We start from the raw sequence: 16,845 nt of genomic DNA on the forward strand, positions 1-16,845 counted from the left end.
CACAACGGGGGCGACCGGGTGGGAGCGGAAGGGCGCCGTCGTCCGGCCGCGTCGGGGCTCGGCAGCCCTGCCCCGTCCGAACGAACCGGACAGATTACCGATACTCAGTACGGTAAGGCCGAACGGGCCCAACTGCGGCGGCGGATGCTGGACAGTGGCCACAACTCGCCAACGCGCCCATATCCTGTGGATCATGTCCGACGACCTGCTGGAACCCCTCGGCCTCGGCACCCTGGAGAGCGCACTGTACCTGCGGGTGCTGGCCACCCCGCGCGCCACCTCCGCCCGCCTCGCGGAGTCGCTGGACGCCCCGCCCAGCGCGCTGCGCACCGCCCTGCACCGGCTGGTGGCCAGCGGCCTGGTGACCAGGCTGGCCGGCAGCCCGACCCGGTACACCGCCGCCCCGCCCGAGGTCGCGGTGGACGCGCTGGCCACCCGGCGCCAGCACGACCTGGACCGACTGCGGGTGAAGGTACGGGAGTTGGCACTCGCCTACGCCGACCTCGGGCCGTCCGTCTCCAGCGAGCTGGTCGAACTGGTGGAGGGCCGGGACGCCCTGCGCCACCGCGCCGAGCAGCTCCAACTCGGCGCCCAGCAGGAGATCCTGGCGATCGACTGCCCGCCGTACTTCGACTCCCCGACGGACAACCCGATCGAGTTCCAGCTGCTCGCCCGGGGCGTGGAGTGCCGGGTGCTGTACGACGCGCCGGGCCTGGAGAGCTCCGACAAGCGGGAGTTCGTGCTGCGCTGCGTGGACGCCGGGGAGCAGGCCCGCAGCCTGCCCTCGGTGCGGATGAAGATGCTGGTCGCGGACCGGCGGTGCGCGATGATCCCGCTGAGCTTCGAGGCCACCGAGTCGACCGCCGCGCTGTGGATCCGCCCCTCCCCGCTGCTGACCGCCCTGGTCACCTGCTTCGACCTGCTGTGGGAGCGCGCCACCCCGCTCGCCGCCGACCGGCCCGCCAGCGAACTCGACGACAAGGACCGGGAGTTGCTCGCCATGATGGCCGCCGGGGCGAAGGACGCCGCGATCGCCCGCAGCCTCGGCATCACCCAGCGCACCATGACCCGCCGGATCGCCCAGCTGATGGCCGAGCTGAACGCGCAGACCCGCTTCCAGGCCGGGCTGCAGGCCGCCAGACGCGGCTGGCTGTAACGCGAATTGACGCAGCGTCAGATCGGCGAGCCGACTCCGGGGATGCGTTCGAAGACCAGGTTGGTGCGGGTCTGCGCGACCGCCGGGTGGGTGGTCAGGTGGTCCACCACGAAGCAGCGCAGCTGCTCCGGCCCGGCCACCGCCACGTGCAGCAGGTAGTCGTCGCTGCCCGCCATGTGGAACACCGCCAGCACCCCCGGCAGCCCGGGCGCGGCGGCCCGGAAACTGCCGTTCTGCTCCCGGGTGTGCGCCCGCAGCCGCACCGAGATCATCGCCTGCAGCGGCAGCCCGACCGCCGGCAGGTCGAGCTCCGCGTGGTACCCGGCGATCACCCCGCGCTCGCGCAGCGCCCGCACCCGCGCCAGGCAGGTGGACGGCGCCACCCCGACCTGCTCGGCCAGCGCGTTGTTGGGCGTCCGGGCGTCGGCCAGCAGCACCCGGACGATCGCCCGGTCGACGGCGTCCAGCTCCGCCGCGCGGGCCCGTGGAATGTTCGGCACTCCCCCAGCCTGCCGGGCCGCGCCGAACATCCGCAAGGGTGCCGCCGCCGCAGCCGAATCATCTGCCGTCACTCTGGCCATTCGACGCCCACCCGTTCACCATCGAGCGCCATGAGCCGACTCGACACCCGAGCCGTGCACGCCGGCCGCGACGACCTCGCCGGACTCGGTACGCACGTCCCCCCGCTCGACCTGTCCACCACCTACCCCGTGCCGGACCTCACCACCGGTGGCGACGCCTACCAGGCGCTGGCCACCGGCGGACGCCCGCCCGCCGAGGGCGGCCTGGTCTACCAGCGGCTGTGGAACCCCACCGTCGCCCGCTTCGAACAGGCGCTGGCCGAACTCGAGGGCTGCGCCGAGGCGGTGGCCTTCTCCTCCGGCATGGCCGCGCTCTCCGCCTGCCTGCTCGCCGCCGCCGCCGAGGGCCGCCGGCACGTGGTGGCGCTGCGCCCGCTGTACGGCGGCTCCGACCACCTGCTCGACTCCGGCCTGCTCGGCACCGAGGTCACCTGGGTCACCCCCGACACCCTGGCCGCCGCCCTGCGCCCCGACACCGGACTCGTCCTGGTCGAGACCCCCGGCAACCCCACCCTGGACCTGCTCGACCTGACCGCGATCGCCGAACGCTGCGGCGACGTACCGCTGCTGGTCGACAACACCTTCGCCACCCCGGTGCTCCAGCAGCCCGCCCGGCACGGCGCCACCCTCGTCCTGCACTCCGCCACCAAGTCGATCGGCGGCCACGGCGACGTGCTGGCCGGGGCCGTCGCCTGCACCGCCGACTGGGCGGCCCGGCTGCGCCGGGTCCGGGCCGTCACCGGCGCGATCCTGCACCCGCTGGCCGGCTACCTGCTGCACCGCGGCCTGCAGACCCTCCCGCTGCGGGTGCGCGCCGCCTCCGCCACCGCCGCCCGGCTCGCCGACTGGCTGGCCGAACAGCCCGAGGTCGCCGCCGTGCACTACCCCGGCCGCTCCGGCTCGCCCCTGCTCGGACGCCAACTCCTGGGCGGCGGAAGCACCCTGGCCTTCGAGGCGGCCGGCGGCTTCGCGCACGCCGCGGCGATCGCCGAACGCTGCGAACTGATCACCCACGCGGTCTCGCTCGGCGGCGTCGACACCCTGATCCAGCACCCCGCCTCGCTCACCCACCGCCCGGTCGCCGCCGCCCACAAGCCCGCCGAGGCCGTCCTGCGGCTGTCCGTCGGCCTGGAGGACCCGGACGACCTGATCGCCGACCTCGCCAAGGCCCTCCCCCGCTGACCCCGCCGGCCCGGAAGGCCGCCACCGGCCGGGCGCCGGGGCGGCCTTCCGAGCCGTCGTTCTCCAGCTGCGCGTCCGCCCACTCGTCGGTGTGCGGGTTCTCGACCTGGGCCTTGACCCGGCCGGGGACCAGGTTGCCGGTCGAGGTGAGGAAGACGACCGGGAGCGCCACGGCGTCGTCGCCGCTGCTGGTGACCATCCCGGTGAAGGTGACCTGCCCGTCGCCCGCGAAGCCGGTGCCGGGTCATCTCCACAGAGGTCAAGGGGCCGTGAAGGCCCGGGCGCGAACTGTCGCGGCCCGAATTCCGGGAGGCGCGCCGGAGCAGCGAGCACCGCCGCGTCGCCGCGGCGGTTCCACCGCGTTCCCCGAATTGCCGTCAGATTCCCTTCGCCCGGCGCTCCTCGGCACAGGTCCGCAGGTGGGCCAGCACCAGCGGGTCCACCTTCCCCTCGACCAGGCGGCCCTCCAGGTTCTCCACGCCCGCCCAGCGGTCCAGCGAGCCGTAGCCGAGCACCGCCAGCAACTGCCGCACCTCCTCGGCCAGCTCCCCCTCCAACGGGAGCAGCTCGGCCGGGTCGGGCGTCCCGTGCAGCACCTCGTGGACGGCCAGCAGGCGGCGCAGCTCGGCCACCGGGTCCGGGTGGTCGTCCACCCGCAGGTCGTACGCCAGGTCGCCCCAGCCGCCGACGCCCCGCCCCGGGTCCACCACGTACAGCGCGGCACTCTGCCGGCCCCGGGCGTCCCCGCCCGCCGCGTCGCCGGCCGAGAGCGCGGCCACCAGCCGGTCGGCGAGCGGCAGCCCGGAGGAGGACAGCCAGGCGTCCGCCATGTCCCGCACCACCTCGGGCCCGGTCAGGATGTTCCCCTGCACCGCGTACCCGTCCCCGGCCAGCCCCCCGGCCCAGGGCAGGCACTCCTCCCCCGTGTACGTCTCCGCCCGCCCGTCCGGCCCGACCACCCCCACCTGCCGGTGCGCCCGCCGCCCGTCGGCAGCCAGCAGCGCCGCCACCGCCTCCCCGGGCGAGGCCCCGCTGCGCAACATCGCCATCCCCTGCGGCCGGAACGCCAGATTGGCCCACGCCTGCGTGGCGAGCGCGCCGACACCGACCTCGGCCGCGGGCACCAGCGCACCGACCGAAAGGAACTTGCTCGCCACAGCCACACCGAGAGCGGTGCCCTGCCGGGCCACGATGGAGAACGTCACGACCCGCGACGATAGCCCTCAGCGGGCGGTTCGTCCACGCCCCGAACGCCCCTGGCAAACCCCGGCAAGAGGCGGACCGCGAGACGCGAAAGCAGGGGCGCGAGGAACTGCGCGGCCAACCGAGCACGCACAGCCGGATCGCCTCGCGGAACAGTGTGTTGCACTGTCCCGCGACCGCACCGACGTGCGACTCCCTCCGCGCGCAGTTCCCCGCGCCCCTGTTTTCGCGTCTCGCGTTCCGCTCAGAGCTCGAACTTCGCCCGCTTCTCCTCCGGCACCAGCGCCACGTACTCCGGGTGCTTGGCGATCCACCCGCGGATGAACGGGCAGTACGGCAGGACGGCGGCGCCCCGCTCGCGGACGGCGTCCAGCGCGGCGCGGGCCAGCTTGCCTCCCAGCCCCTGGCCCTCGAACGCGGGGTCGATGACGGTGTGCACGAAGGCGACCGTCCGCCCCTCGTCGCGGAGCTGGTACTCGGCGAAGCCGGCGAGTCCGGCGTCGGTGCTGATCTCGAAGCGGGACTCTTCGGCGTGGTCGCGGACCTGGGGTTCCATGGTGGTGACTCCTGGGTGTCAGTGGGCGCGGAGCGCCGCGAGCTGCTGGGCGAAGGGGACGACCTGCTCGGCCGCCCGGGCCCGAGGGGTGGCGGGCCGGCCGGCGAGGCTCTCGGTGAGTTCGCCGGCCGCGCGGGCGATCCGTCCGGCGAGCGAGCCGTCGGTGCCGTTGGCGCCCCAGTCCTCGGAGGCGGCGAAGACGGCGGTGGGGACGACGACGGCGCGCAGGTAGGCGAACAGCGGCCGCATGGCGTGTTCGAGGGCGAGGCTGTGCCGGGCGGTGCCGCCGGTGGCGGCGATCAGCACGGGCTTGCCGGTGAGCGCGTCCTTGTCGAGCACGTCCACGAAGGACTTGAACAGCCCGCTGTAGGACGCGGAGAAGATCGGTGTGACGGCTATCAGCCCGTCCGCCTCCTCCACCGCCCGCACGGCGTCGCGCAGGGCGGGCGGCGGGAAGCCGGTGACCAGGTTGTCGGCGATGTCCCGGGCGAGTCCGCGCAGTTCGACGACCCGGACGTCCACGTCCCGGCCCGCCTCGCGCAGGTCGCGGGCGGTGGCTTCGGCGAGGCGGTCGGCGAGCAGCCGGGTGGAGGACGGGACGCTGAGCCCGGCCGTCACCACGACGAGCTTGAGGGCGCTCACTTGGACGCCACCTCCGTCTCCCGGAGGGCCGCCCGGGCCGCGTGGGTGGGCCCGTCGGGGACGTCCGCCGGGCGGTTCTTGGCGAACTCGGCGCGCAGCACGGGGACGACCTCCTCGCCGAGCAGGTCGAGCTGTTCCAGGACGGTCTTGAGCGGGAGCCCGGCGTGGTCCATCAGGAACAGCTGGCGCTGGTAGTCGCCGAAGGTGTCGCGGAAGGCGAGGGTCTTCTCGATGACCTCCTGCGGGCTGCCGACGGTGAGCGGGGTCTGCTCGGTGAACTCCTCCATTGAGGGGCCGTGGCCGTAGACGGGGGCGTTGTCGAAGTACGGGCGGAACTCGCGGACGGCGTCCTGGGAGTTCCTGCGCATGAAGACCTGCCCGCCGAGGCCGACGATCGCCTGCTCGGGGGTGCCGTGGCCGTAGTGGGCGTAGCGCTCCCGGTAGAGGTCGACCAGCTGCTGGAAGTGCTCCTTGGGCCAGAAGATGTTGTTGGCGAAGAAGCCGTCGCCGTAGTAGGCGGCCTGTTCGGCGATCTCGGGGCTGCGGATGGAGCCGTGCCAGACGAACGGCGGCGTTCCGTCGAGCGGGCGCGGGGTGGAGGTGAAGGACTGCAGGGGGGTGCGGAAGCGGCCCTGCCAGTCGACGTTCTCCTCGCGCCAGAGCTGGTGCAGCAGCGCGTAGTTCTCGACGGCGAGCGGGATGCCCTGGCGGATGTCCTTGCCGAACCAGGGGTAGACGGGGCCGGTGTTGCCGCGGCCCATCATCACGTCGACCCGGCCCTCGGCGAGGTGCTGGAGCATCGCGAAGTCCTCGGCGATCTTCACCGGGTCGTTGGTGGTGATCAGCGTGGTGGAGGTCGAGAGGATCAGCTTCTCGGTCCGGGCCGCGACGTAGCCGAGCATGGTGGTGGGCGAGGACGGGACGAACGGCGGGTTGTGGTGCTCGCCGGTGGCGAACACGTCCAGCCCGACCTCCTCGGCCTTGAGCGCGATGGCCACCATGGCCTTGATCCGCTCGTGCTCGGTCGGGGTCCGCCCGGTGGTGGGGTCGGTGGTCACGTCGCCGACGCTGAAGATGCCGAACTGCACCGTTCTCAACTCCTTCGAGGTTGATTCAACATTCAACCACCTGCGACAACGGCACGCCACTCCGCCCTATTCCCCGCCCTCCGGCCCGCCCCCGGCCCCGCTCCCGGCCTCTTCGAGCGCCTCGTCCAGCCAGGCCAGCCAGAACGACTCCAGCTGGATGCCGCCGCGCAGCACCAGGTGCTGCAACCGGTTCTCCCCGGCCGCCGCCTCCGGCGGGAAGTCCCGCCGCTCGATCTCCAGGTACTCCGCCAGTTGCGCCCGGTGCAGCGCCCGGTGCCGGGCCAGCTCCTCCTCCAGCCCGTCCAGGCCCAGCACGGCGGCGGCCCGCAGCCGCAGCAGCAGCGGGTCCCGGACCGGCTTGGGGTCCTGCGCGAGGCCGGTCCAGCGGGCCAGTTCGGCCCGCCCGTCCGGCAGCACCTCGTACTCCTTGCGCTGCCCGCGCCCCGTCGCCGGCCCGGACGCCCGGACCAGGCCCTCGCGCTCCAGCCGCCCCAGCTCGCGGTAGATCTGCTGGTGGGTGGCCGACCAGAAGAACCCGATCGACCGGTCGAACCGCCGGGTCAACTCCAGCCCCGAGGACGGCTTCTCCAGCAGGGCGGTGAGGATCGCGTGCGGCAGTGACATGCGGCGATCGTACGGGCCGCCCCGTCCGGGCCCCCGCCGACCGGCCCGTCCCGGCCGGGGCGGCCTCCGGGCCCCGCGATCCGCCGGAGCTTCAATTCCCGTGCTTTGACGGGGCTTTGACGATCTATCACCCGGACAGAAAGCGCTTACCGGGTCTTGCGCAGCTCCGCCGGATGTCCGCATACTCCCGAATAGCGCCTGTCAGGATCAGATCAAAACCGGCCCATCAGGCCGGCCCGGTCCGTGCCTGCCCGCGCCTCACGGCCCCTACCCCAGGGCCTCTCCCACTCCCCCAGGAGGAGATCTGTGAGGACCACGCGCACCACTTCCCGTCCGCGCCGCACCGGCGGCCGCCTGCTCGCCGTGGCCGCCGCCCTCGCGGCCGCGACCGCCCTCGCGGTGCCCGCCGCCGGGGCCGCCACCGCGGCGCCCGACGCCGCCACCCTGGCCCGGGTCAGCGACTCGGTCCAGCTCAGCGGCGTCAACGGCATCGCCTGGCACACCGACCCGGCCGACGGGCGGGTCGTCGTGACGGCCGACAGCACGGTCACCCCGGCCGCGCTCGCCCGGCTCACCAAGGCCGCCGGGGCGGACGCCGCCCGGCTCAAGGTCGAGCGCACCTCCGGCGCCTTCACCCCGCTGCTGTCGGCGGGCGCCGCGATCTACGGTGGCGGCTACCGCTGCTCGCTGGGCTTCAACGTGGTCAAGGGCAGCACGTACTACTTCCTGACCGCCGGCCACTGCGGCAACATCGCGAGCACCTGGTACACCAACTCCGGCCAGAGCACGGTGGCCGGCACCACCGCCGGCTCCAGCTTCCCCGGCAACGACTACGCCCTGGTCCGCTACACCAACACCTCGCTCAGCCACCCCGGCGGCTACACGGCCGCCAACGCCTACGTCGGCGAGGCGGTCAAGCGCACCGGCTCCACCACCGGCACCCACAGCGGCAAGGTCACCGCCCTGAACGCCACCGTCCGCTACTCCGACGGCGGCACCGTCAGCGGCCTGATCCAGACCACCGTCTGCGCCGAGGGCGGCGACTCCGGCGGCCCGCTCTACGACGGCAGCAAGGCCCTCGGCCTGACCTCCGGCGGCAGCGGCAACTGCACCACCGGCGGCACCACCTTCTTCCAGCCCGTCACCGAGGCCCTCTCCGCCTACGGGGTCTCGATCTACTGACCCGCCCCGCCCCCACAGGTGCCCACCGGAGCTCCCCGACCACGGCTCCGGTGGGCACCGGCGCGCTGTCGGCGGGTCAGCGGATCGAGACCCCGCGGGCTTCGCCGCGATGTACCTGCGGGCGGCCCAGCACTGCCTGCGCCGGGGCTGCCCGCTCAGCTACTGCTGACGCCCGCTCAGAGCGCCGCGGCCAGCCGGGTGCCCTGGTCGATGGCGCGCTTGGCGTCGAGTTCGGCGGCCACGTCGGCGCCGCCGATCAGGTGCGGTTCGACGCCGCGTTCGCGCAGGGCGTCGAGCAGGTCGCGGCGCGGCTCCTGCCCGGCGCACAGCACCACGGTGTCGACGGGCAGGACCTGCTCCTGGCCGTCGACGGTGACGTGCAGGCCGGCGTCGTCGATCCGGCGGTACTCGACGCCGGGGACCATCAGCACGCCGCGGTGGCGCAGTTCGGTGCGGTGGATCCAGCCGGTGGTCTTGCCGAGCCCGGCGCCGACCTTGCCGGCCTTGCGCTGGAGCAGGAAGACCTGGCGCGGGCCGGCGGGCCGCTCGGGGGCGGCCAGGCCGCCGGGGGAGGTGTGCTCGCGGTCGACGCCCCACTGGGCGAGGAAGTCGGGGCCGTCCGCGCCCGGGTCGGTGAGGTACTCGGCGACGTCGAAGCCGATGCCGCCCGCGCCGATCACCGCGACCTTCCCGCCGACCTTCGCCCCGTCGCGCAGCACGTCCAGGTAGCCGAGCACGCTGGGGTGGTCGACGCCGTCGATCTGCGGGGTGCGCGGGGTGACGCCGGTGGCCAGCACGACCTCGTCCCAGCCGGTCAGCTCGTCCGCGCCGACGACCGCGCCCAGGCGCAACTCGACGCCGGTGCGGGCGAGTTCGTGCCGGTAGTAGCGCAGCGTCTCGTCGAACTCCTGCTTGCCGGGGACCTGCCGGGCGACGTTCAGCTGCCCGCCGACCTCGGTCGCGGCGTCGAACAGGGTGACGTGGTGGCCGCGGTCGGCGGCGGAGACGGCGAAGGCGAGGCCGGCCGGTCCGGCGCCGACCACGGCGATCCGCTTGGCCCGGCGGGTGGGGGCGAGGACGAGCTCGGTCTCGTGGCAGGCCCGCGGGTTGACCAGGCAGGAGGTGATCTTCGCGTTGAAGGTGTGGTCGAGGCAGGCCTGGTTGCAGCCGATGCAGGTGTTGATCGCCTCGGGGGTGCCGGCCGCGGCCTTGTTGACGAAGGCGGGGTCGGCGAGCATCGGCCGGGCCAGCGAGACCAGGTCGGCGTGCCCGGTGGCGAGCAGTTCCTCCGCCAGGTCGGGGGTGTTGATCCGGTTGGTGGTGACCAGCGGGACGCCGACCTTGCCCATCAGCTTCCTGGTCACCCAGGCGAAGGCGCCGCGCGGCACCGAGGTGGCGATGGTGGGGATCCGGGCCTCGTGCCAGCCGATGCCGGTGTTGATGATGGTCGCCCCGGCCGCCTCGACCTCCCGCGCGAGCCGGACCACCTCGTCGAAGGTGGACCCGCCGGGGACCAGGTCGAGCATGGACAGCCGGTAGATCAGGATGAAGTCCGGCCCGACCCGCTCGCGCACCCGCCGGACGATCTCGACCGGGAAACGCATCCGGTTCTCGTAGGAGCCGCCCCACTCGTCGGTGCGGTGGTTGGTCTGCGCGGCGGTGAACTCGTTGATCAGGTAGCCCTCGGAGCCCATCACCTCCACGCCGTCGTACCCGGCGGAGCGGGCGAGTTCGGCGCAGCGCGCGAAGTCCTCGATGGTCCGCTCGATCTGCTCGGCGGTCAGCTCGTGCGGGACGTACGGGCTGATCGGGGCCTGCAGGGCGGACGGGGCGACCAGGTCCTCGTGGTAGGCGTACCGGCCGAAGTGCAGGATCTGCAGGGCGATCTTCCCGCCCGCGGCGTGCACGGCGTCGGTGACGGCGCGGTGCTCGGCGGCCTCGTCCTCGGTGGTGAGCTTGGCGCCGCCGCCCCAGGGCCGGCCGGCCTCGTTGGGGGCGATGCCGCCGGTGACGATCAGGCCGACGCCGCCGCGGGCGCGCTCCGCGTAGAAGGCCGCCATCCGCTCGAAGCCGTGCTCCGCCTCCTCCAGGCCGACGTGCATGGAGCCCATCACCACCCGGTTCGGCAGGGTGGTGAAGCCCAGGTCGAGCGGGGCCAGCAGGTGGGGGTACGCAGCAGTCATCGACGCCTCCGGTCAGGATTTGTTACCCAACGGTAGGGCGCGGCGGACCAGCTGTGCAACTAGTTGCAAAAACGTGAGCGGGACTACAGTCGTGCCATGAGTACGGACGAGGCGAGCGTGCGGATCGACAGCTGGATCTGGGCGATCCGGCTGATCAAGACCCGCTCGGCAGCGGGCGCGGCCTGCCGGGCCGGGCACGTCAAGGTGAACGGGGCCACCGCGAAGCCCGCGCAGCACGTCAAGCCGGGCGACGACGTCCGGGTCCGGGTCGAGGGCCGGGAGCGGATCGTCCAGGTGGTCCGCCCGATCGCCAAGCGGGTCGGCGCCCCCGTCGCCGAGACCTGCTACGTCGACCACAGCCCCCCGCCGCCGCCCCGCACCGAGCGCCCGGCCGCCGTCGCCCAGCGCGACCGCGGCGCCGGGCGCCCGACCAAGCGCGAGCGGCGCGACCTCGACAAGCTCAAGGACGGCTACCGCCCCTACTTCTGACCGCCCGCACTTCTGACCGCCCGCACTTCTGACCGCCCCCGGCCCGCCGCCCCCGGTTGCCGCCTACGCCTCGGCGGCCTTCTCCTTGGCGATCCGCACCTGCTCGGCGAACTGCTCGGCGGAGATCCGCTCCACCGAGGCCCCGTACTTCGCGGCCAGTTCGTCGGCGGGCCCGGCCTGGTGCTCGACCAGGTCGACCACCAGCAGCGCCCGGCCGTTGCCGACCCGCGAGGAGAGCACGATCAGGCCCGCGCCGCCGTCGGTGATCTCGGCCTGCTCGGCCGCGTTGCCGATCGCCGCGCCCGCCGCGAAGCCCAGCAGCACGCCGATCGGCCCGCCGAGCAGCCCGACCAGGCCGCCGACCAGGCCGGAGCCGACGGTGGGGACGCCCGCGCCGCGGATGTGGCTCTCCGGGATGTCGACGATGCCCTGCTCGTCGCGCTCCAGCACCGCGACCTGCCGGAGTCCGGGCAGGTGCATCGCGTCCTCGTAGGCCAGGCGGCACTGCGCCCGGTCGTCGAAGCCGAGCAGCAGCACGTTGTGGTGGTGGTCGCTCATCGCGGTTCCCTTCGCCCTCGCCGACGGTCGTCCCGCCCCGGCGCCGCACCGGACGCGGCACGCGCCCATCCTGCCCGCGCCGCCCGGACCCATGCCCGCGCCGCGCCGCGGGGCCCGGGCGGAGGCGGCCGGCCGCACCGCCGGGCCGGGGCGCCGGGCGCGCGATAATGGACCCCATGGCCCGCCGACGCACCCCCGCCCCCGCCGCCCCCGCCGACTGCCCGTGCGGCCTGCCCGCCCGGTACGCCGACTGCTGCGGCCGCCTGCACCGCGGCGAGGCCGCCGCGGGCAGCGCCGAGCAGCTGATGCGCTCCCGGTTCAGCGCCTTCGCGGTGCGCGACGAGCCGTACCTGCTGCGCTCCTGGCACCCGGACACCCGGCCCGCCGAGGTGGACTTCGACCCGGCGCTGCGCTGGGAGCGGCTGGAGATCCTCGGCGCGGGCGAGGGCGGCCCGTTCCACACCGAGGGCACCGTCGAGTTCCGCGCCCACTACCGGGAGGGCGGCCGGGCCGGCTCCCTGCACGAGCACAGCCGGTTCGTCCGCCACCAGGGCGAGTGGGTCTACCTGGACGGCGACGTCAAGTCCTGACGCCCCGTCAACTCGCCTCCACCGGGCGGCGGTCGGGCTTCGACGGGCGGCCGGCCGTCAGGGGGCGACGTCCACCAGGACCTTGCCCACCGCGCGGCCCTCGACCGCCCGGTGCGCGTCGGCGGTGCGGTCGAGGGGGAAGCGGACCAGCGGGAGGCCGTGCTCCTCGCCGACCGGCAGGGCGCCGTCGCGCACCGCGGCGGCGACGTCCTCGACGGCCGCGGCCCGCGCCCGGGGTCCGGCCGTGTAGAGCACCAGGAACTGGAGGCGCGCGTTCAGCACCATGGTCCGCGGCACGTCCAGTTCGACCGGCCGGCCGCCGTCGTTGGCGTAGGTGGAGATCGTGCCGCGGGTCCGCAGGACGGCCAGGTCGAGGGCGAGGTTCGCGCCCAGGGCCACCTCCGCGACGAGGTCGACGCCCTGCGGGGCGATCCGGCGGATCTCGGCGGCCGGGTCGCCCCGGCGGTAGTCGACCACGTGGTGGGCCCCGGCGGCGGTGGCCAGCCCGGCCTTCGCCGGGCTGCTGACCGTGCCGACCACGGTGGCACCGGCCCATCGGGCGAGCTGGATCACCGCGTGCCCGACCGCTCCGGCCCCGCCCGCGGCGAGCACCACCTTCCCCTCCAGCGCCCCGGGCCGCAGCCGGTCCGGCCCGTCCTCGGCGACGGTGAGCGCGCGGTGCGCGGTCAGCGCGGGGACGCCGAGCGCGGCGCCGAGGTCGAACCCGGCCCCGTCGGGCAGCGGCACGGCCTGTTCGGCGGGCACGACGGTGAACTCGGCGGCGGTCCCGGTGGGGCGCCCGGCGGCGGCCATGAACAGCCAGACCCGCTGGCCGACCCGGCCGCGGTCGACGCCCTCGCCGACGGCGTCGACCGTGCCGGCCCCGTCGAGGTGCGGGGTGACCTCGGCGAAGCGCTTGGGGTGGCCGATGCCGGAACGCGCCTGCCAGTCGGTCGGGTTGACCCCGGAGACGGCGACGCGCACCCGGACCTCGCCCGGGCCGGGCTCGGGCCGGTCGCGGTCGACGAGCCGGAGGACGTCGGGGGCACCGGTGTCGCGGTAGACGATGGCTTTCATGATCCGTCCTGGGGAGCTGGTCCAGCGGGGCAGGGGGCGGCCGGGTCGGTTCCGGTCAGCCGATGGGCACGTCGGTGGAGCGGGACGCGATGCCGTCGAGGGCGGCGAGGGCCGCGGCGTCGAGGGTGATCGCGCCGACCGCGAGGTTGGCCTCCAGGTGGGCGGCGTCGGCGGTACCGGGGATCAGCAGGACGTTCGGGGCGCGGTGCAGCAGCCAGGCGAGGCCGACCTGGGACGGCGTGACGCCCAGGGACTCGGCCACGGCGTGCACCGCCGGCTCGTCGGTCGCCTTGGGCAGGCCGGGGAAGGACCCGCCGAGGGGGAAGAACGGCACCCAGGCGATGTTCTCGGCCGTGCACAACCGCAGCAGGTCCTCGTCCTGCCGGGAGACGAGGCTGTAGGCGTTCTGCACGCAGACGACGCCGGCGGGCAGGGCGCGGCGCAGGCCGTCGAGGGTCACGCTGCTCAGGCCGATCGCGCCGATCTTGCCCTCGTCGCGCAGCGCGGTCATCACCGCGAGCTGGTCGTCGAGGTCGACGACCTGGTCCCCGTCGGGGCGCAGTCCGGGGCCGGTGTCCAGCCGGCGCAGGTTGACGACCTCCAGCCGGTCGGTGCCGAGGCTGCGCAGGTTGTCCTCGACGCTGGCGCGCAGTTGCTCGGGGCGCTGCGCCAGGCGCAGCGGCAGGCGCCCGCCCGGGTCGGGGTCGGCCCCCACCTTCGTGACGACCAGGACGCCGTCCTCGGGGCGCAGCGCCTCGCGGATCACCTCGTTGGCGAACCCGAAGCCGTAGAACTCGGCGGTGTCCACGTGGTCGACGCCCAGCTCGACCGCCCGGCGCAGCAGCGCGACGGCCTCGTCGCGGCGGCCGTGCAGGCGCTCCAACTGCAGGGCGCCGTAGCCGATCCGGGAAACGGTGCGGGTGGCGAACCGGGCGGTCCCGATGGTCATGACGCCGTCTCCTCGTCCGTGGTGCGCAGGGCGGTGTACAGCAGTTCGGCCTGGTAGAGCGCCATGACCCGGTGGGCGATCGGCGCGGCGAGCTCGCGGGCCCGGTCCGGCTCGTGGTGCTCGACCTTGACGAGCCAGGCCGTGACGCAGTCGTGCAGCATCGTGCGCATCCGGTCGGTCGCGTCGACGATGATGTCGCGGACGGCCGGGTCGGTGGTCGCCTCGCTCCAGGTCTGCACGCCGACCCGGGCCTCGGCGGGGTCGATCGCGGCGGTCAGGCGGGAGAGCAGCTCGTCGGGGCCGGGCGGGACGTCGGCCGCGGCGTACTCGCCGATGGTTCCGGCCCGTCTGGAGAGCATCTCGCGGGCGGCGGCCCGGACCAGTTCGGCCTTGTTGCGGTAGTGCGCGTAGATCGAGCCGACCGACAGCCCGGACTCGGCGGTGATGTCGGCGATCGAGGTCCGTTCCAGGCCGTTGCGGCTGAAGCAGCGCACGGCGGCCTCGGCGATCTGGGTACGCCGGAGTTCCTTGCGCGCGTCGGTGAGCCGGGGCACCGCGCCTCCCACAAAAAGAATGACGGTTCTGCTTGCACCGCAGACACTAGCAGAACCGCTGTTCTTTTTGCGCTCGCTAGGAGAACTGAGGTTCTCTTTGTGCCGGAGGAGCCCCGCCCGCCAGCCGGTGTTTGAGGGCGAGCAGCGCCCCGCCCGGGCCGCGCGGCCGCAGCCAGCCGGTGTCGGTCCGGTCGACCGCCCCGAACCGGTACTTGTACGGTTCGGCACCGCGCAGGAAGTCGAAGGTGCGCACGCCCTCGGCCGCGCAGTCGCGGAGCGCCGCGTCGACCAGCGCGGTGCCCAGCGAGTCGGCGGCGAACCGCGGGTCCCAGCCGGTCTGGTAGTAGGCGAACCGGTCGGCCCAGCGGAAGCCGTACAGCACGCCGACCACCTCGCCGCGGCAGCGGGCGAGCTGGAAGGCCGGGCCGCGGCCGGGCGCGGCGCCCTGCACCAGCAGGCGGTGCAGCGGCAGCCGGTCGGCCCCGAAGCTGCTGGCCCCGCCCGCGGCGGCCGCCCGGCGCAGCCGGTGCAGTCGCAGCAGTTCGTCCAACAGCCCGGCCGCCAGGGCGGGTTCGGTGCTGCCGGGCGGCAGCCAGTGGAAGTCGACCCCGGCGGCGGCGAGCCGCCGGCGGGCCCGCCGGTTGGCGGCCCGGAAGTCCCGCGAGCCGAGCCGGTCGGGCCCGTCGGCCAGGTCCGCGCGCGGGCAGGCGGACCGGGCGACGGGGCGGGCGCCGACCGGCGGCAGGTCCGCGTGCGCGGCGTCCAGGTTCGGCAGCCAGAGCGTCTCGCGCCGGGCCCGGCCGGCCAGCCAGGCGGCCACCTCGGCCCGCCGGTGCGGGCGGACGGCGGGCCCGCAGTGGTCGGCGGCCCCGGGCCCGGACCCGAGCAGGGTGAGCACCGGCAGCTCGACCGGCACCCGCCGGTGCACCCGCAGCCGGGCCGCCCCGAGCGGCAGCACCGCCTCGGCCCGCCCGTCCGGGCCCCGCCACACCGCGATCTCCCCGGCCTGCCCGACCCCCAGCGTCCGCCACCAGGCGAGCACCCAGTCCGGCCCGGCGAACCACGATCCGTCCGGGTCCTGGGCCACCAACTCCCGCCAGTCGTGCACGAGTTCGCCGTCCAGCTCGGGTGTGCGATGGATCTCCGGCACTTCCCCGCCCCCTCTCGTCCCGGTGCCGTTCAGCTGCCGCCGCGCAGCCGGTGCACGGCCGGGTGCAGTCCGGACAGGATGGTGTCGAAGCGGTCCCGGCCGGTGTGCGAGTTGACCCGCAGGCGGCTGATCCGCAGCCGGTGGGCCGGGGCCAGGTCGGCGTGCCGGTGGTCGAAGAGGAACCCGGTGCGGTAGCCGAGGGTGCGCAGCACCCGGTCGGCGCGCGGGTCGTAGTTGCCGTTCGGGTAGGCGAAGGAGGTCGGCGGGCGGCCGGTCAGTCCGGTCAAGCTGTCGTGAGCGCCGACGAGTTGGGCGTCGAGGTCGGCGTCGGTGCAGCGGTCCAGGCAGGGGTGCGAGGCGGTGTGGCTGCCGATCGCCAGCCCGGCGTCGGCCAGGGTCCGCAGTTCGGTGCCGCTCAACTGCCGCTGCCGGGGCGCCGGCCGGGCCGCGGTGGCACGCAACTCGGCGAGGGCGCGCCGCCGTTCGGGGTCGGTCAGCGACTTGAGGCGGCGGACGGCGGCGGTCGGGCCGAGCCCGCGCAGCGGTTCGGCGCGGGCGCCGTGCGCGACCAGGTGGGCGGCCTCGGTCCACCAGTACGGGTGGTCGCTGTCGATCAGGTCGGTGATCACGTAGACGGCGGCGGGGATGCCGAGCCGGGCCAGGACGGGCAGCGCCTCGGTGAGCACGGTGCGGTCGCCGTCGTCGAAGGTCACCAGCACGCTGCGGGCGGGCAGCGGGCGGCGGTGCTCGGCGGCCCGGGCGACCTCCTCCAGCCCGACCGGGCGGGCGGTGCGGGCCAGGCGCTCCATCTGGGCCCGGAAGGCCGCCGGGTCGTCGATGCCGTGGTAGCCGAGGACGGCGAGGCGGCGGGCGGCGCGGGCCCGGAACACCGGCTGGAGCGGGGAGCGCCGCAGTAGGGCGTCGAGGTTCCGCCGCCGCGCGGTGGCACGGTCCGTGGTCGGCATGGCCGCTCCCCCTCCGGTGGCGCACGCGGGCACCGCGGGCGGTCGGCCCGGGGTGCCCGCTGGAGTTCCAGGTCATCAGAGTCCCATGAACGGGTAATGACTGTCCCAAATTCTCC

At 74.7% G+C, this 16,845-nt stretch carries 18 protein-coding genes; 5 read left to right on the forward strand and 13 right to left on the reverse strand.

Translation table 11 applies throughout. From position 1 onward, the window contains the following. The first annotated feature begins 193 nt into the window (after positions 1-193). Positions 194-1,156: a TrmB family transcriptional regulator gene (locus EDD39_RS29800; protein WP_123561991.1), complete on the forward strand. Its 963-nt coding sequence runs from the start codon at positions 194-196 to the stop codon at positions 1,154-1,156. A gap of 17 nt (positions 1,157-1,173) precedes the next feature. On the opposite strand, the gene EDD39_RS29805 is transcribed toward EDD39_RS29800, so the two are convergent. Continuing rightward, the gene (locus EDD39_RS29805) at positions 1,174-1,656 is read right to left on the reverse strand and encodes an Lrp/AsnC family transcriptional regulator (RefSeq protein ID WP_244257359.1); all 483 of its coding nucleotides are present in this window, start codon (positions 1,654-1,656) and stop codon (positions 1,174-1,176) included. Between the two features lie 111 nt (positions 1,657-1,767). On the opposite strand from EDD39_RS29805, the gene EDD39_RS29810 reads away from it, so the two are divergent. Further along, a complete protein-coding gene (locus tag EDD39_RS29810) occupies positions 1,768-2,919 on the forward strand; it encodes a trans-sulfuration enzyme family protein (RefSeq protein WP_123561995.1) in 1,152 nt (383 codons plus the stop codon). A gap of 377 nt (positions 2,920-3,296) precedes the next feature. Here the strand turns inward: EDD39_RS29810 and EDD39_RS29815 are convergent, their stop codons facing one another. The 5 genes from EDD39_RS29815 to EDD39_RS29835 all read right to left on the reverse strand — a co-directional run bounded on the left by EDD39_RS29815 (position 3,297) and on the right by EDD39_RS29835 (position 7,032). Continuing rightward, positions 3,297-4,124: a DUF1028 domain-containing protein gene (locus EDD39_RS29815; protein WP_123561997.1), complete on the reverse strand. Its 828-nt coding sequence runs from the start codon at positions 4,122-4,124 to the stop codon at positions 3,297-3,299. A gap of 242 nt (positions 4,125-4,366) precedes the next feature. After that, positions 4,367-4,678, reverse strand: a complete 312-nt coding sequence (locus EDD39_RS29820) for a GNAT family N-acetyltransferase (protein WP_123561999.1) — start codon at positions 4,676-4,678, stop codon at positions 4,367-4,369. A gap of 18 nt (positions 4,679-4,696) precedes the next feature. Continuing rightward, positions 4,697-5,320 (reverse strand): FMN reductase, encoded by a 624-nt coding sequence (locus tag EDD39_RS29825; protein ID WP_123562001.1) that lies wholly within the window; start codon positions 5,318-5,320, stop codon positions 4,697-4,699. Next, complete coding sequence (locus EDD39_RS29830; RefSeq protein WP_123562003.1) at positions 5,317-6,408, reverse strand: LLM class flavin-dependent oxidoreductase; 1,092 nt, start codon at positions 6,406-6,408, stop codon at positions 5,317-5,319. The genes EDD39_RS29825 and EDD39_RS29830 overlap by 4 nt, the downstream gene beginning before the upstream one ends. Before the next feature lie 66 nt (positions 6,409-6,474). Further along, entirely contained in the window at positions 6,475-7,032 is a 558-nt protein-coding gene (locus tag EDD39_RS29835; protein WP_123562004.1) for a PadR family transcriptional regulator, read from the reverse strand. 306 nt (positions 7,033-7,338) lie between these two features. Here EDD39_RS29835 and EDD39_RS29840 point away from each other — a divergent pair, with 306 nt between their 5' ends. Beyond that, positions 7,339-8,214 (forward strand): S1 family peptidase, encoded by an 876-nt coding sequence (locus EDD39_RS29840; RefSeq protein ID WP_123562006.1) that lies wholly within the window; start codon positions 7,339-7,341, stop codon positions 8,212-8,214. Positions 8,215-8,390: 176 nt separating this feature from the next. Here the strand turns inward: EDD39_RS29840 and EDD39_RS29845 are convergent, their stop codons facing one another. Continuing rightward, positions 8,391-10,397: an oxidoreductase gene (locus tag EDD39_RS29845; RefSeq protein ID WP_123562008.1), complete on the reverse strand. Its 2,007-nt coding sequence runs from the start codon at positions 10,395-10,397 to the stop codon at positions 8,391-8,393. A gap of 96 nt (positions 10,398-10,493) precedes the next feature. Here EDD39_RS29845 and EDD39_RS29850 point away from each other — a divergent pair, with 96 nt between their 5' ends. Beyond that, entirely contained in the window at positions 10,494-10,886 is a 393-nt protein-coding gene (locus EDD39_RS29850; RefSeq protein WP_030461376.1) for an RNA-binding S4 domain-containing protein, read from the forward strand. 63 nt (positions 10,887-10,949) lie between these two features. Here the strand turns inward: EDD39_RS29850 and EDD39_RS29855 are convergent, their stop codons facing one another. Further along, positions 10,950-11,444: a hypothetical protein gene (locus EDD39_RS29855; RefSeq protein ID WP_123562010.1), complete on the reverse strand. Its 495-nt coding sequence runs from the start codon at positions 11,442-11,444 to the stop codon at positions 10,950-10,952. Positions 11,445-11,620: 176 nt separating this feature from the next. Between EDD39_RS29855 and EDD39_RS29860 the strand changes: the two genes are divergently transcribed. Beyond that, entirely contained in the window at positions 11,621-12,034 is a 414-nt protein-coding gene (locus EDD39_RS29860; protein ID WP_123562011.1) for a YchJ family protein, read from the forward strand. Positions 12,035-12,091: 57 nt separating this feature from the next. Here the strand turns inward: EDD39_RS29860 and EDD39_RS29865 are convergent, their stop codons facing one another. The 5 genes from EDD39_RS29865 to EDD39_RS29885 all read right to left on the reverse strand — a co-directional run bounded on the left by EDD39_RS29865 (position 12,092) and on the right by EDD39_RS29885 (position 16,729). Then, entirely contained in the window at positions 12,092-13,111 is a 1,020-nt protein-coding gene (locus EDD39_RS29865; RefSeq protein WP_123562013.1) for an NADPH:quinone reductase, read from the reverse strand. A 55-nt stretch (positions 13,112-13,166) separates the two neighbouring features. Then, positions 13,167-14,060, reverse strand: a complete 894-nt coding sequence (locus EDD39_RS29870; protein WP_123562015.1) for an aldo/keto reductase — start codon at positions 14,058-14,060, stop codon at positions 13,167-13,169. Next, a complete protein-coding gene (locus tag EDD39_RS29875; RefSeq protein ID WP_123820497.1) occupies positions 14,057-14,614 on the reverse strand; it encodes a TetR/AcrR family transcriptional regulator in 558 nt (185 codons plus the stop codon). Before EDD39_RS29875 ends, EDD39_RS29870 begins: the two co-directional genes overlap by 4 nt. 76 nt (positions 14,615-14,690) lie before the next feature. Continuing rightward, complete coding sequence (locus EDD39_RS29880) at positions 14,691-15,764, reverse strand: GNAT family N-acetyltransferase (RefSeq protein ID WP_123562019.1); 1,074 nt, start codon at positions 15,762-15,764, stop codon at positions 14,691-14,693. 29 nt (positions 15,765-15,793) lie between these two features. Next, the gene (locus EDD39_RS29885) at positions 15,794-16,729 is read right to left on the reverse strand and encodes a polysaccharide deacetylase family protein (protein WP_123562021.1); all 936 of its coding nucleotides are present in this window, start codon (positions 16,727-16,729) and stop codon (positions 15,794-15,796) included. Positions 16,730-16,845 lie beyond the last annotated feature (116 nt).

The sequence above is a fragment of the Kitasatospora cineracea genome, assembly GCF_003751605.1.
GTDB classification, from domain to species: domain Bacteria; phylum Actinomycetota; class Actinomycetes; order Streptomycetales; family Streptomycetaceae; genus Kitasatospora; species Kitasatospora cineracea.